The organism is Rossellomorea sp. GQ25 (genome assembly GCF_059758515.1).
In genome coordinates, this window is record NZ_JCAXEQ010000005.1 from 153,697 (window position 1) to 168,441 (window position 14,745).

11 protein-coding genes are annotated in these 14,745 nt (G+C 42.0%); 6 read left to right on the forward strand and 5 right to left on the reverse strand.

The annotated features are described in order from the left end of the window. Positions 1-53 precede the first annotated feature (53 nt). Positions 54-1,406 (forward strand): CoA-disulfide reductase, encoded by a 1,353-nt coding sequence (locus AC6CIB_RS16460; RefSeq protein ID WP_498282464.1) that lies wholly within the window; start codon positions 54-56, stop codon positions 1,404-1,406. Positions 1,407-1,665: 259 nt separating this feature from the next. Further along, positions 1,666-2,535 carry an SDR family oxidoreductase gene (locus tag AC6CIB_RS16465; protein WP_498282466.1) on the forward strand — a complete coding sequence of 290 codons (870 nt, stop codon included), beginning with the start codon at positions 1,666-1,668 and terminating at the stop codon, positions 2,533-2,535. A gap of 66 nt (positions 2,536-2,601) precedes the next feature. Here the strand turns inward: AC6CIB_RS16465 and AC6CIB_RS16470 are convergent, their stop codons facing one another. From AC6CIB_RS16470 to AC6CIB_RS16490, 5 genes are all read right to left on the reverse strand, one after another. Next, the gene (locus AC6CIB_RS16470) at positions 2,602-3,633 is read right to left on the reverse strand and encodes a LacI family DNA-binding transcriptional regulator (protein WP_498282468.1); all 1,032 of its coding nucleotides are present in this window, start codon (positions 3,631-3,633) and stop codon (positions 2,602-2,604) included. A 146-nt stretch (positions 3,634-3,779) separates the two neighbouring features. After that, a complete protein-coding gene (locus AC6CIB_RS16475; protein ID WP_498282470.1) occupies positions 3,780-5,318 on the reverse strand; it encodes an alpha-amylase family glycosyl hydrolase in 1,539 nt (512 codons plus the stop codon). A 37-nt stretch (positions 5,319-5,355) separates the two neighbouring features. Further along, positions 5,356-6,198 carry a sugar ABC transporter permease gene (locus AC6CIB_RS16480; RefSeq protein ID WP_498282472.1) on the reverse strand — a complete coding sequence of 281 codons (843 nt, stop codon included), beginning with the start codon at positions 6,196-6,198 and terminating at the stop codon, positions 5,356-5,358. Between the two features lies 1 nt (position 6,199). Further along, positions 6,200-7,486 carry a carbohydrate ABC transporter permease gene (locus AC6CIB_RS16485; protein ID WP_498282474.1) on the reverse strand — a complete coding sequence of 429 codons (1,287 nt, stop codon included), beginning with the start codon at positions 7,484-7,486 and terminating at the stop codon, positions 6,200-6,202. Between the two features lie 150 nt (positions 7,487-7,636). Beyond that, a complete protein-coding gene (locus AC6CIB_RS16490) occupies positions 7,637-8,917 on the reverse strand; it encodes an extracellular solute-binding protein (protein WP_498282476.1) in 1,281 nt (426 codons plus the stop codon). A 287-nt stretch (positions 8,918-9,204) separates the two neighbouring features. On the opposite strand from AC6CIB_RS16490, the gene AC6CIB_RS16495 reads away from it, so the two are divergent. The 4 genes from AC6CIB_RS16495 to AC6CIB_RS16510 all read left to right on the forward strand — a co-directional run bounded on the left by AC6CIB_RS16495 (position 9,205) and on the right by AC6CIB_RS16510 (position 14,546). After that, a complete protein-coding gene (locus AC6CIB_RS16495; protein ID WP_498282478.1) occupies positions 9,205-10,965 on the forward strand; it encodes an alpha-glycosidase in 1,761 nt (586 codons plus the stop codon). Between the two features lie 113 nt (positions 10,966-11,078). Further along, a complete protein-coding gene (locus AC6CIB_RS16500; protein ID WP_498282480.1) occupies positions 11,079-12,434 on the forward strand; it encodes an MATE family efflux transporter in 1,356 nt (451 codons plus the stop codon). A gap of 320 nt (positions 12,435-12,754) precedes the next feature. Continuing rightward, positions 12,755-13,096, forward strand: coding sequence for a P-II family nitrogen regulator (locus AC6CIB_RS16505; RefSeq protein WP_060670328.1), 342 nt, complete (start codon positions 12,755-12,757; stop codon positions 13,094-13,096). 61 nt (positions 13,097-13,157) lie between these two features. Continuing rightward, the gene (locus AC6CIB_RS16510; RefSeq protein WP_498282482.1) at positions 13,158-14,546 is read left to right on the forward strand and encodes an ammonium transporter; all 1,389 of its coding nucleotides are present in this window, start codon (positions 13,158-13,160) and stop codon (positions 14,544-14,546) included. The last annotated feature ends 199 nt before the right edge of the window (positions 14,547-14,745 follow it).

A 14,745-nucleotide genomic window follows, 5' to 3' on the forward strand; every position in this document is an offset into this window, starting at 1 on the left:
AGTCTAATGGGTACAATATATTCATTAGACTTCTTTCATTTAGGAGGAAAAACATGAAGAAAAAAGTCATCATTATTGGGGCGGTGGGCGGCGGTGCCACCACTGCATCACAAATTAGAAAACTGGATAGTGAAATAGAGATCATTCTTCTTGAAAAGACATCCTATCTTTCATACGGGGCTTGCGGAATGCCTTATTACTTAGGTGATGTCATTAAAGACCGTGAAAGTCTATTTGCAGCCACCCCTGAAAAATTACATACGAAAAAAAACATCGAAGTCCGCATGCATCATGAGGCGTTGAAAATTGACCGTGATAAAAAATCTTTACGTGTGAGAGATCATGTCAAAAACCGAGATTACGAAGAAGCATATGATTACCTTGTAATCGCAACGGGAGCTTCCCCTTTCATTCCTGACATCCCGGGACTTGATCAAATTCCTTCTTTCCATCTCAGAACTGTTGAAGACATGGACAGGATCAAGCAATTCGTTGAAACCTCAAAGCCAAAAGACTGTACCATTATCGGCGGGGGCTTCATAGGAGTCGAAATGTCTGAGAACTTCACTCATTTAGGAATGAAAGTCAACCTGGTTGAAAGATCGGAACATGTGATCAGTGTAATCGATGAAGAGACCGCCATCAAACTGCAAGAGCATATAACCGAGCAAGGTGTAAAGTTGTACACGAATGACGGACTGAAAGAGGTGCTATTAGAAAATACCCTGAAACTCGATAGCGGAAAGACGTTTCAGTCTGACTTCATTCTCCTTTCGGCAGGTGTAAAGCCTAATAACTTTCTTGCTAAAGAAGCCGGGTTATCTACAGGAGAGTCAGGTGGTGTCGTCAGTAATGAGTTTATGCAATCAGACGACCCCTCCATTTATGCAGTAGGAGATGTGGTAGAGTCCATGGATCTTATTGACGGGACCCCCAAGCAGGTTCCTCTCGCATGGCCTGCCCATCGACAAGCTTATATTATCGCAAGACACCTATCAGGAAACCCTATACCTTTCAAGGGGATGCTTGGTACTGCAATTGCGAAGGTATTCGACCTTTCCATTGCATCTACCGGATTAGGCGAGAAAGAATTAAATGAAAAGGGCTATACGTATAAAACATCCGTGCATGAAGGAAAGTCACATGCCGGCTACTATCCCGGTGCTCATGATGTGTATGTGAGAGTCCATTTTTGTCCTGACACCGGAAAGATCTTTGGAGGAAATGTAGTGGGCGGCGAAGGGGTAGACAAACAAATCGACGTTCTTGCCACAGCCATATACGGAGGCCTGTCCATTACCGAACTCCAGGAAATCGAAACCTGCTATGCCCCTCCATTCTCTTCTCCGAAAGGGTTGTTGAATATGATCGGGTATAAGGGTGCCGGGTTGATGGAAAAAGAATAATTGCATGCAGGCTTCTCATGGGAGGGGCCTGTTTTTAGTATGACGCTTTCGAAATGGATAAATCTATTAAACGACTGGATTCTTTCCTGTTTCGGCAGGATTTTCCTCAAAATCGGTTGAATTCCCCCTCAAATTAACTGGATTTCCAATCAATTGACCGATTATTATGATAAATCCCCCAAGAGAAACATGTTAATAAATATATTTTCCGGGTAAACACTATCCTAAGATAACCTAAATCATTAAAGGAGTGTTTTCATTGTCACAACAACAAAATCAGAAGCAAACGTTTCCCCCGCAGCACCAGGATCATCAGCCCGGCACAGTGGATGAGATGAATCCACAGCCGATTCATACGGATCAAAATTATAAAGGCAGTGGAAAGCTGGATGGAAAGATCGCCCTTGTTACCGGAGGAGACAGCGGTATCGGACGATCGGTCGCATGGTATTTTGCAAGGGAAGGGGCCCATGTTGCGATTTCTTATTTAGATGAACATGAAGATGCGAATAAAACGAAGGAATTAGTGGAAGCAGAAGGTGTAAGATGTATCCTTCTGTCAGGTGATATAGGAAGCTCGACGTTCTGTAAAGACATCGTGAACAAAACGATTTCGGAATTCGGGAAGCTTGATATCCTGGTGAATAACGCTGCTGAACAGCATCCCCAACAAGGCCTGACGGATATAAGTGACGAGCAGTTGGAGCGTACATTTAAAACGAATGTATTCTCTATGTTCTACTTAACAAGAGCTGCTTTGCCTCATCTTAAAAAGGGGGCTTCCATTATTAATACGGCTTCAATCACAGCTTATAAAGGGAATAAAGATTTGATTGATTATTCATCTACTAAGGGGGCAATTGTCAGTTTCACCCGCTCCCTCGCAGAAAACATTGCATCAGATGGGATCAGGGTAAACGGCGTGGCACCGGGTCCGATCTGGACGCCGCTCATTCCGTCCACCTTCAGCTCTCAAAAGGTATCTCAATTTGGAGCGAATACACCACTTGGACGTGCTGGTCAGCCGTATGAATTAGGACCTGCATACGTATACCTGGCAAGCGAAGATTCAAGCTACGTTTCAGGACAGATGATTCATATTAATGGCGGAACGGTTATTAACGGATAAAACGAAAGCGACTGAAGCATATGAATCTCCACTAAGTGGAGATTCCAACGTTTCAGTCGCTTTTTATTATGATTTCACTTTTCGCACACTGCAAGAGTATCTCGTAACGAGCTGATGCGGCACGATGATTCTCTTGATCGGCTCTTTCGGGTTCTCAATCTTTTGGATCAGGCTTTTTGCTGCCTCATTTCCCAGGTTGAATATGTTGATATCCACAGACGTGAGCGGCGGACGTGACATTTCAGCCAGCAATACATTGTTGAAGCTTACAATGGAGATGTCTTCAGGAACACGGATGCACATCTCATCCAGTGTGTTCAGTACACCTAACGCCATTAAGTCATCGGCCACTACAAGAGCCGTTGGAGGATCGTCTAATTGCATCAGCTCATTAATGGCTTCACGCCCCCCTTCACGAAGAAATTCTTCATGAATGATGTACTCGTCCTTCATATCAATCCCGGCATCACGCAAAGCCTTCTCATAACCTAATAGGCGCTCAACGGTTACAACGAGGTTGAGGTCTCCACCAATAAAACCAATGCATTCATGACCAAGCTCCAGGAGATAATCGGTTACTTCCTTCGTTGCCCGATAGTTGTCATTATCCACATGAGTGATCTCTTCACAATATTTATAAGGCTTCCCTACGACGACAAATGGAAAATCACGATCTTTTAAGTAGTTCATCACCTTATCTTCCACTTTTGAGTAAAGAAGGATGATTCCGTCCACTCTTCCCCCTTGAACCATTTGGACGACGCCTTCATAGATTTCTTCTTCGGATTGGCCTGTGGACATTTGAAGGGCGTATTGTTTTTCCTGTGCCCCTTCACTTAGTCCTCTTAATACTGTTGGAAAGAATGGGTTTTGTGAAAAAGTACTAGCCGAACCTGGTAATACAAGCCCCAATACTTGAGTGGATTGATTTGCCAAGCTCCTTGCAATGAAGTTAGGATGATATCCTAATTCTTCCATCGCTTCTCTTACTTTTTGCTTTGTTTTCTCGCTGATTCTTGGATTGTTTGCAATGACACGTGAAACCGTAGATGGAGCTACGTTTGCAAGCTTTGCAACATCCTTGATGGTGACCGCCATTCATTCCACCCCCCTCTTTTAAAAAGCGTACCCTCTTAGGTGTAGCGGGCTGCTTCAATCTATTTTATACAATAATTAAAACGCTTCCATTTCATCATTCTTAAATTCCGGAATTGTAGGGCTCATAGACAGAGCCCCAGATCAAATCATGACTGTTTTTTCTTTCTTCCACGCTTCCATACAAGATAAATAAAGAGTAAGAAGAGTACATACACAGTACCGAGTGCCAGTAGGTAAGGATAATTCAATCCACTCTTCTGTTTCAGGGAATAAACCTCTGATTCTTCACGGTCGATTACGATCGAATAATTTCCATCCTTATCACTGCGTACAAGGTCCGCGGTTAATAACCCTTTTAACTCACTATTTTCTGCTAACTCTTCCTCACTCAATTCAATCTTTTGAGATTCACTAGTGTTGTTTATGGCGATCACGAGCGTTTGGTCCCCATACGTACGCTTGAATATACCCATACCGTCTTTTTCATAGATGGGTTCTATCGTCCCTTTTGTAAGGGCGGGGTAATCTTGACGAAGCTTTCCTAATTGAGTGATGTAATCAATCAGTTCTTCATCTGCCCTAAAGTTCATAAAACGGCGATTATCCGGGTCATTCCCACCATCGACAGCTATTTCTGATCCATAATAAACGATTGGTATTCCTGGAGTTGTATACATATACGTTAGAGCGAGCTTCCATCTGGTACCCGGGAAGAGCTTCTCTTGAACGAGCAATCTCGTGAAACGTTCCATATCATGGTTATCAATGAAGGTTCCCATTAAATACGGATCTTCATAATACGTTTCGTTGTACTTCCAAAAGTTAAAAAGGCGATCCATCGATGTATCCGGTTTTTGGAATACAGAACGCATTTCTTCTGCTTGTGGAAAGTTAACGAATCCATCAATTCCTACATCATTATACTTCGCGATCTTACCGGGATCACGATCGAACACTTCACCAAGAAGATAGAAATCTTCTTTGACTGATTTAACCTCATTGCTGAATTCAGTCCAAAATTCTTGGGGGACGTGACGAACCGTATCCAATCGATAGCCGTCAACATCCGTTTCTTCGATCCACCATTTGGCGGCGTCAAATAAGTAGTTTTTCACTTCGGGATTTTCAGTATTTAAATCGGGAAGGTCATATAACCACGCATTTTGAAGACTTTCTTCATTATCGAAGTTCATCGGCTGATTTTCATGAAACCAGTCCGATTTTTCAGGATCATTCACCCAAGGGTGTTCGGGTCCGACATGATTTACAACGAAGTCCAACATCACTTTCATATCACGTTTGTGTGCCTCATCTACAAGCTTTTTAAACGTATCGATGGATCCGAAATGTTCTTCTGTCTTATAGAAATCTGTAATCCAATATCCGTGATATCCAAGGGGTTGATTATCAAAGACCGGGGTCAGCCAGATGGCGGTAAATCCCATATCCTTAATATAATCCAGCTTATCAATCACACCTTGAAAGTCTCCGCCCTGATAGGCTCTAGGGTCTTTGGTATCCACATTCTTATCATTGCTCGTATCCCCGTTATTAAAGCGATCGACCATCAGAAAATAAATGGTCTCATCCTGCCATTTTCGTTCTTCTTTTTCAACTGCACCTACCGGAAGGGCGTAAAAAAGAAGAAACGGGACTAAAATGAGAGATAATACTCTTCTTTTCATCTCCGCTCCTCCTCAACTGTTAGTAACGCCTATAAGATTATCCTTTTGTACCCCCTGCCGTCAATCCTGAAACGAAGTATTTCTGGAAGAACAAGAATAATAGGGCAATTGGTAAGGCAATCAGGACAGAACCTGCAGCGAATGTTGTAAATTCTGCTCCGAATTGTTTTGCTACCATATCATAAAGGGCAACCGGTAATGTGTACATTTTTTCTGAACGCAATAGGATACTTGCAATGATAAAGTCTGCGAATGGTGCAATGAATGAAAACAGTGCTACTACCGCAATGATCGGTTTCGCAAGGGGCATGACGATCTGGAAGAAAATACGCAAATGTCCCGCTCCATCCATTTTAGCTGATTCATCAAGTTCTTTCGGAATCGTATCCAGATACCCTTTCATTAACCATGTATTCATTGGGATTTGTCCACCCACATATACGAGGATCAATCCGATATGAGTATCTAATAATTTTGTTAGTAATGCTAATACGAATATCGCAATTAAGGCAGCAAAGTTAGGGATCATTTGTAAGATCAGGAATGTCATCAATCCATTTTTGCGACCTGCGAAGCGATAACGTGAGAATGAGTAAGCCGTTAAACTGACGAGTAAAACCGTAAGTGCCATGGTTGATAAACTGACTTTTAACGAGTTCCAGTACCAAAGCATATAATTACTTTGTTCCAGATCGAATAGTTCTTTATAATGTGCCAATGTTGCATTCTTGGGAATGATGGATGAACCGGATAAACTTTGACCTGGGTTGAAAGAAGATCCGATAATCCATGCAACCGGGTAAAGAATGATGGCAAACATGATTCCGATGGCTGCGTACGAAAGTGTTAAACGTATGAGTTTCTGTCTCTTCATATTCATATTACATCATATCCTCTTCTTGGAATGATTTCGTTCTCTTGAACTGCCAAATCGCTACTGTAATGACGATGATGGATAACAATAATGTGATGGCAGCTGCTTTAGAATACTGTGCCGATGTCATAGTCAGACTGTAGATCCATGAAATCAAAATGTCAGTTCCACCTGCATTTTGTCCTGTCAGGGCAGGTCCTCCGCCATTGAATAAGTAAATAACGTTAAAGTTATTAAAGTTAAATGTGTATTGCGTAATGATGATTGGTGCCGTTGCAAAAAGAACCAGCGGCAACGTAATATTCTTGAATTTCTGGAAAGCTGATGCTCCATCAACCGTTGCTGCTTCATAAAGCTCATCAGGAATCGATTGAAGTACTCCCGTTGTCATAGCAAAGATGAATGGGAAGCCTAACCAGGCTTGAATTCCGATTAGGGCAATTCGTGTATACATCGGTTCCGTCATCCATGGTAAACCTTCAATGCCGAAGAATCCTAAGATATCCCGGTTAATCGTTCCAAAAGATTCATTGAACATACCAGCGAAAACCAGGATGGAAACGAAAGCCGGAATGGCCCAAGGTAAGATGAATACGGTACGAATGATTGCTTTTCCCTTTAAATCCTTTTGATTGACCAGGATTGCCAGGAATACACCCAGGGCAACTTGAAGCGTTGTTGCACCAAACGTCCAAACAAGTGTCCAGGCTAACACGGTAATAAATGTTTCTCTCCAAATATCAATCTTGAAAATATCAACAAAGTTTTGAATCCCTACCCAATCGACTAATTTAGCAGGAGGTGAGTGATACAAATCATAGTTTGTAAACGCCAGTAAGATAACAAAGATAATCGGGAAGATGACTACGAATACGAGTAGTAAAAATCCCGGCGACATGATCAAATACGGGAAGCCATTGTCTACTAGATTTTTGTACTGCTCACGAATCGTACTCAGTTTCTCTCCTCTGTCTCTCTTTTCTCCGTTTTTATAAGCATCGCGGAGATTAAACAAGTAGAATCCGATTCCGAAGATTGATACGATGATTGCCAGAATTCCGTATACCATCAAGAAAATGGAATGGTCTCCGTATGAAACGTCTGTCCCAAGCGTTGTAATCCCCCATAATCCGTAGCCGATTAAATCTCTAAAGACAAGGATAAAAGCGGCTGTCATGATCAGGAAGAATCCGCCTTTTAGAAACTGTCTATGATACATCTGACCTAATCCAGGGATTAGGGAAAGGGCCAGTGCTGTTTTTCTATGTTTTTTTTGATAGGATTGTTGCTCCATCCTATATTCCCCTTTCTACGTTCACAATTTTGATAAGCTTCAAGAGCTTTTTAAGAAAAAAAGTGTTTATTTCCTTAAAAAGCCCTTGAATAGGTCTTTAAAAGGATAGCAGTACCTCTCAGGATGAGAAGGTACCGCTATGTTTATTCATTAGTTTGAGTGATTTGCATCAATATTCTCTTGAATTTGCTTTACAGCTGCATCAAGAGCCGCTTTCGGTTCTTGTTTGCCTGTCACCACGGTTTGAAGTGAGTCAGCCATTGGTCCCCAAACTTCTCCCATTTCAGGAATGTTCGGCATTGGAACCGCATATTGAGATTGCTCAGCAACTGCTTTAGCTCCAGGGTTTTCTGCGATCGCAGGATCGTCGATCAACCCTTGGTTTGTTGGAACTTCTTGAGTTTGTTCAAAACGTAATTTAGCATATTCATCTTGAGTGATGAACTCGATGAATTTTTGAGCCCACTCTTTATTTTCAGAATATCCTGAGACGTGCCAGCCTTTAACACCCATGAACGTTTTCATTGGCTCTCCGTTTGGAAGTTTAGGCATAGCTGAAATACCGATTTCAATTCCAGCATCTTTATATCCTTGGAAGGACCATGGTCCATTCATGACAGAAGCAACTTTCCCTTCTCCAAACAGACCGTCCATTGCAGATCCTCCATTTTCTCCAACGATACCTTTAGGGAATAAACCTTCTGTGTACCATTTTTGAATATACTCCGTACCTTCTACAGCACCTTCATTGTTTAACCCAAGATCGTTCGCATCTAACGCTCCATCATTTTCAGCAAATACATATCCGCCGAATCCACCGATTGGTGCATGAGCGAAGTAGAAGTTATCCCAAAGAGCTAAGAAACCGTAGTTTCCATCTTTAGTGAAGTCTTTAGAGAATGTGTACACTTCATCCATTGTTTTTGGAGCTTCTTCCATTAACGCTTTGTTATAAACGAATACCGGCGTTTCAGAAGACTTTGGAAGACCATATAGTTTTCCATCATAGCTCTCCGCTGTCATCGAAGATTCAGTGAAACGCTCTTCAAGATCCCCTTCAACTTCTAAAGCAGCGATATGACCGGCAAGAGCAAGCTCACCGATTTGGTCATGTGGTAATGTTAAAACGTCTGGACCAGTTCCGGCAGGACCGTCTAAACGTAATTGTTCTTTCATCTTAGTAGCCATTTCGACTTCTTTCACTTCAACTTTGATGCCAGTTTCTTCTTCGAACTTAGCACCTACTTCATCCAGCCATCCAGTTTTCTCTTGATCTTCCCAGACAACCAGTTTTTCAGGTTTGTTTGCATCGTCAGCTTTTTTCTCTCCGCTGTCATTGTTTCCTGATCCTTCTTCACGATTAGGACCACAAGCAGCCAACGCACCTAGTACAAGCATGATTACCATCAATAATGATAACGCTTTCTTCATCTCGACCCCTCCTAAGTATGGTAAAAAATGAGCTTTCCGTTAGACTGAACAAACGCTTGCACATAGTATGACTTAATTCCGAAAGATATCGCTTACATTCTTTGTGAAAACGATTGCACAACCTACTTCTTATTATACAAACTAAATCTTCTTTGACAATACTTTTTTGAAAATTATCTACGTTTATGAGAGAAAGAAGAATGCTTTACTAGTTTATATACGTTTTATTGACAACATTGTTGGTTTAGAATACTCTTTAAATGGAATGAATAAGAGGAGGATATACGATGCTACTGGAAGCCATATACCATAGACCGAAAGATAACTATGCATACGCTTGCACAAAAAATGAATTACACATACGGATTCGTACGAAGAAAAATGATGTAGAAAACGTCACACTCCTGCACGGAGATCCTTATCAATGGGAAGACGGAAAATGGATATATGATCGTAAGGAGATGGTTTTAACCGGAACTGATCACCTGTTTGATTATTGGTTTGCTCCCATCTCCCCTCCTTTCAGACGCCTTCGTTATGGTTTCCTTCTACATGACGAAATGGAGGAAGTCTTTTATGGAGAAAAAGGATTTAATGGGGCTCCTTCTACTGATATCGGGGATTACTTCTGCTTCCCGTTCTTGAATACCATCGATGTATTTCAAGCACCGGCTTGGGTGAAGGATACAGTATGGTATCAAATCTTCCCTGAGCGATTCGCAAATGGGAAAACGGAGAATGATCCTGAAGGGACACTGGCTTGGAATAGCACAGACCCCACTCCATCCAATTTCTTCGGAGGGGATTTAGAAGGTGTGATCCAGAACATTCCTTATCTAAAAGAGCTTGGGATCTCCGGGATCTACTTTACTCCCATATTTAAAGCGCATTCCAATCATAAGTACGACACGATTGATTATTTCGAAATCGACCCACAGTTTGGGACGAAAGAAACTTTGAAGGAATTAATAAAGGTCTGTCATGAGAATGAAATGAAAGTCATGCTGGATGCCGTCTTTAATCATAGCGGCTTCTATTTTGACCAGTTCCAGGATGTACTTGAAAACGGTGAGGATTCTCCTTATAAAGAGTGGTTTCATGTAAACGAATTTCCTTTGGATATCGAGAGTAAGCCGCCTAATTATGATACTTTTGCATTCGAACCTTCGATGCCGAAGTTAAATACTGAAAATGAAGAGGTCCGCAATTATCTATTAGAGGTTGGCCGATACTGGATAAAGGAATTTGATATCGATGGATGGCGTCTGGATGTTGCCAATGAAGTCGATCACCACTTCTGGCGTGATTTCCGCAAAGAAGTGAAGGCTATAAAACCGGATCTATATATCTTAGGAGAAATTTGGCACGATTCAATGCCCTGGTTACGGGGAGATCAATTCGATGCTGTCATGAACTATCCTTTCACGACAAATCTATTGAATCTATTTGCTCACCAAACGATTTCTGCTTCTCAATTTACAGAAAATATGACTTCAGTCGTGCATATGTACCCTAAGAATGTAAACGCAGTGAATTTCAACCTTGTCGGAAGTCACGATACACCTCGTGTATTGACTGAGTGTGGTGAAGATATCCGCCGTGCAAAACAAATCTACACGTTCATGCTCACTTTCACAGGCACACCTTGTATTTATTATGGTGATGAAATCGGCCTGACTGGTGAACAGGATCCAGGGTGCCGAAAGTGCTTCCCTTGGGAGAAAGAACAACATAATGAAGAGCTCTTTGGGCATATACAGAAACATATTGCCCTTCGAAAGCAGTATCCACTGTTAAGCAACGAAGGAAATCTGACGTTTTTACCCGTGAACCTTCATGAAAATTGCCTTTCCTTCACCAAATCAAACGGAGAGGAAACAATATTCGTCCTATTAAACTGCAGTGAGGAGTCGACCACCTTCTCTCTTCCTTTTGAATTAAAAGGAAAGAAAATCATGAATCTGTGGAGCGGGGAAGATTTTGCAGCTGAAGCAGAGTCCATCGAAGTCGCACTCGAAGGGTATGGATTTGCCATCCTGAAATTTTAATAAAGCTTAGTTCGTGATAATCGGGACTACACCTTAACGGTTAGTCCCTTTATCAATTTAAATCATAAAGAATGACCGGATGCATATCCCTGGTCAGCTAAAGGAGAAAATCTATGAGCAAGAATCAAAAAAACATGACCCTCTTCGCCTTGACTTGGCCGATCTTCATTGAAATTTTCCTTCATATGCTGATGGGAAATGCCGATACGTTAATGCTCAGTCAGTACTCTGATGACTCTGTTGCAGCCGTAGGGGTTTCCAATCAAATCCTTTCTCTCATTATTGTCATGTTTGGATTTGTCGCTACAGGTACTGCCATTCTGGTTGCTCAGCATCTGGGAGCTCGGGAGGACCGATTGGCTGGAGAAGTATCCATCGTTTCCATTGCCGTTAACCTAGGATTCGGTCTCTTCCTGAGTATCGCCCTTGTGTTTTTCAGTGAACCGATTCTGCTTTCAATGGATCTTCCCGGTTCCCTGATGAATGAAGCCTCTTCTTATTTAAAAATTGTTGGAGGATTCGCCTTCATCCAGGCCTTGATCATGACAGCCGGTTCCATCATGAGGAGCTATGGCTACACGAAAGACGCCATGTACATTACGATCGGAATGAATATCATCAATGTGATCGGGAACTATTTATTTATCTTTGGTCCATTTGGTGTCCCTGTTTTAGGAGTAGAAGGGGTAGCGATTTCCACGATTTCTTCGAGACTTATCGGATTTATTGTGAGCATCATCGTGATTACCAAACGAATCCCTGACGCTCTTCCAATCAAGAGACTTTTTCGTTTACCCATTTCTCATGTACAAAATTTACTTCGCATCGGAATTCCTTCTGCAGGAGAACATTTATCTTATAATGGTTCACAAATGGTCATTACGTATTTCATTGCAAGCATCGGGACGAACGCCTTGACCACCAAGGTATATGCACAAAACCTGATGATGTTTATCTTTTTATTCAGCGTAGCAATCAGTCAGGGAACCCAAATTATCATTGGTCATATGATCGGAGCGAAACAATTTGACAGTGCCTATGAACGTTGTTTGAAAAGTTTAAAGATTGCTATCTTCATCTCTCTCATTATGGCCGGAATTTTCTCTATCGCAGCAGAGCCGCTGCTACGAATATTTACAAACAACGAAGAAATCATTTCTCTTGGTAAAACATTAATCTACCTGACCATCATTCTCGAACCGGGCAGAAGCTTCAATTTAGTTGTCATTAACGCACTAAGAGCAACAGGTGATGTACGCTTCCCAGTCTATATGGGGATCTTATCCATGTGGGGAGTAAGCGTTACGCTCTCCTATATACTCGGAATCTGGTTCGGGCTCGGACTTATCGGGATCTGGATCTCCTTCATTGCCGATGAATGGCTCCGAGGCATCATCATGCTCAAACGCTGGCGATCCAAAGTATGGATCCATAAACGATTTGTTCAAAATAATAAAATTACAGTGTAGAGGGACGGACCTTCCTGTAGGTGGCTGTTAACCATTTGGCGCAAGTCCATATGACCGCCGCTACCTTATTACACCTCTCTCCTTTGAAAAAGAGTCAGCTCTCCAATCGAGCTGACTCTTTTTCACCCTATATGGAAACGCATCCATTTAACTCATGTTAAGTTTTTTTACATAAAAACGCTTACATTACAAATTAACACTTGAACTTTTGTTATTTTCTGAATATGATAAATAATATAACTTATTCATGTCATAAAACCTAACATCAAAGAATCCATTTATCTAAAAGTGAAGGAAAAAAACTAAAGGAGGAAACCCCAATGAAAAAAGTAGAAGCGATTATTCGCGCAGAAGCATTCTTGTCCCTGCGAGAAGCGTTATGCCTTCGTGGATTCAGCGGACTAACCGTATCTGAAGCAGCTGGCTGTGGAAAACAAAAAGGAAAGCAAGGGATTTTCAGAGGGAATAAATTCGAACTGCAGTTAGTCCCCCGTGTAAAGGTGGAAATGATCGTCGACGATGGTCAGGTTGAAGACATCATTGATCTCATTGTAGAACATTGCAGTACTGACACCGTAGGAGACGGGAAGATTTTCATATATCCAGTTGAGGATGTCATTCGCATCCGTACAGGTGAACGAGGAAAAAAAGCCGTTTTATAGATCACTTCATTTTTAACTCAATCACTAAGCCTCTGGCCAAACCAATTTTGGAGGGATACCATTGATTAAAAAGATTTCTGTTCTGTTGCTTCTGTCACTGTTTGTGAACACTACTGCTTTCGCTGCGGCCCCTACCGCAGAATCTGTTCAAGCATCCGTTGACTCCCTATGGGTCATGATTGCTGCAGTCCTTGTGTTCTTCATGCACGCTGGATTCGCCATGGTCGAGACCGGATTTACCCGAGCCAAGAACTCTCTTAATATCCTGATGAAAAACTTCTTAACTGTAGCCATTGCTTCTGTTCTGTTTTTCATTGTAGGATTTGGGTTTATGTTTGGAGGAACATCCGGAGGCATCATTGGGACTGACAGCTTTTTCCTTTCAGGACGTGAAGACATCGGCTTCTTCTTATTCCAATCCGTGTTTGCCGCTACATGTGCAACGATCATTTCAGGTGCTGTAGCTGAACGAATGAAGCTTAAAAGTTATATTCTATTAACCATTGTCATGACCGGAATCATTTATCCGATTGTCGGACATTGGATTTGGGGTGGCGGATGGCTTTCAGAGCTTGGATTCGTTGATTTCGCCGGATCTACTGTCGTTCATTTAACAGGTGCTGTTGGAGCCTTCATTACGGTGCTTTTCCTTGGAGCACGTATTGGCAAATACAATAAAGGTAAAGTAAATGTTATTCCTGGTCATAATATCCCGATCGGTGCCCTTGGGGTATTCATCCTTTGGTTCGGCTGGTTTGGATTTAATGGTGGCAGCAGCTTGGCCGCTGATCCGACGCTTGTACCCCACGTCATTACAACAACTTTATTCTCAGCATCTGCTGCCATTCTTTCATCCGCTTTCTACACGTTAGTGAGATTTAAACGAATCGACCCATCCCTCACTTTAAATGGAGCACTGGGAGGACTTGTCGGTATCACCGCTGGCTGTGCCAATGTATCACTCGTCGGCTCTCTCATAATCGGGCTTATTGCAGGAGTGATCCTTGTTGAAGCCGTCACCGTAATCGATTCTAGACTTAAAGTCGATGATCCTGTAGGTGCCATTGCCGTACATGGAATTTGCGGGATCTGGGGTACAATAGCAGTTGGGTTGTTTGATGTTTCAAACGGCTTATTATATGGCGGTGGTGTTTCTTTAGTAGCCACTCAAGCCCTCGGTGTCTTAGCAGTTATTGCTTGGACCTCCGTCACTGTCGGAGGGTTCCTGTTCATCGTAACTAGAGTATCAAGTATTCGCGTTTCACGTGAAGAAGAGCTTTCAGGACTGGACTTTACAGAGCATGGGTCGAATGCCTATGAATTAAAGGATACTGTATTAGAATCAAACGTTTCTTCCTCTTCTCCTTTTGGATCTGATTTAGTTGAACGATTAAATTCGATCGGAACAGGTAAAGTGAGTGAAACCATGAATCAACGAAACACAATATAATCAGATTTGGAGCTGCCCAGAGCGGCTCTTTTTTTCGGTCTCCAACAAAAATAAGCTCATATGGATACCTTGCAACTAAAGCTCCATACGGGCTTATTTACGAAATCGTTGAAATGATTTTTTCTTTTATATCTTTTGATTAGGGGGTTGACGATTTTACAAAGAGAAAAAGGTGAGCTTCTTTCATATAAGGAGCTCA

Coding starts and splice junctions, on each gene's coding strand:
- AC6CIB_RS16460 (WP_498282464.1), top strand. CDS start 54: ATGAAGAAAAAAGTCATCATTATTGGGGCGGTGGGCGGCGGTGCCACC.
- AC6CIB_RS16490 (WP_498282476.1), bottom strand. CDS start 8,917: ATGAAGAAAGCGTTATCATTATTGATGGTAATCATGCTTGTACTAGGT.
- AC6CIB_RS16470 (WP_498282468.1), bottom strand. CDS start 3,633: ATGGCGGTCACCATCAAGGATGTTGCAAAGCTTGCAAACGTAGCTCCA.
- AC6CIB_RS16500 (WP_498282480.1), top strand. CDS start 11,079: ATGAGCAAGAATCAAAAAAACATGACCCTCTTCGCCTTGACTTGGCCG.
- AC6CIB_RS16480 (WP_498282472.1), bottom strand. CDS start 6,198: ATGAATATGAAGAGACAGAAACTCATACGTTTAACACTTTCGTACGCA.
- AC6CIB_RS16505 (WP_060670328.1), top strand. CDS start 12,755: ATGAAAAAAGTAGAAGCGATTATTCGCGCAGAAGCATTCTTGTCCCTG.
- AC6CIB_RS16475 (WP_498282470.1), bottom strand. CDS start 5,318: ATGAAAAGAAGAGTATTATCTCTCATTTTAGTCCCGTTTCTTCTTTTT.
- AC6CIB_RS16495 (WP_498282478.1), top strand. CDS start 9,205: ATGCTACTGGAAGCCATATACCATAGACCGAAAGATAACTATGCATAC.
- AC6CIB_RS16485 (WP_498282474.1), bottom strand. CDS start 7,486: ATGGAGCAACAATCCTATCAAAAAAAACATAGAAAAACAGCACTGGCC.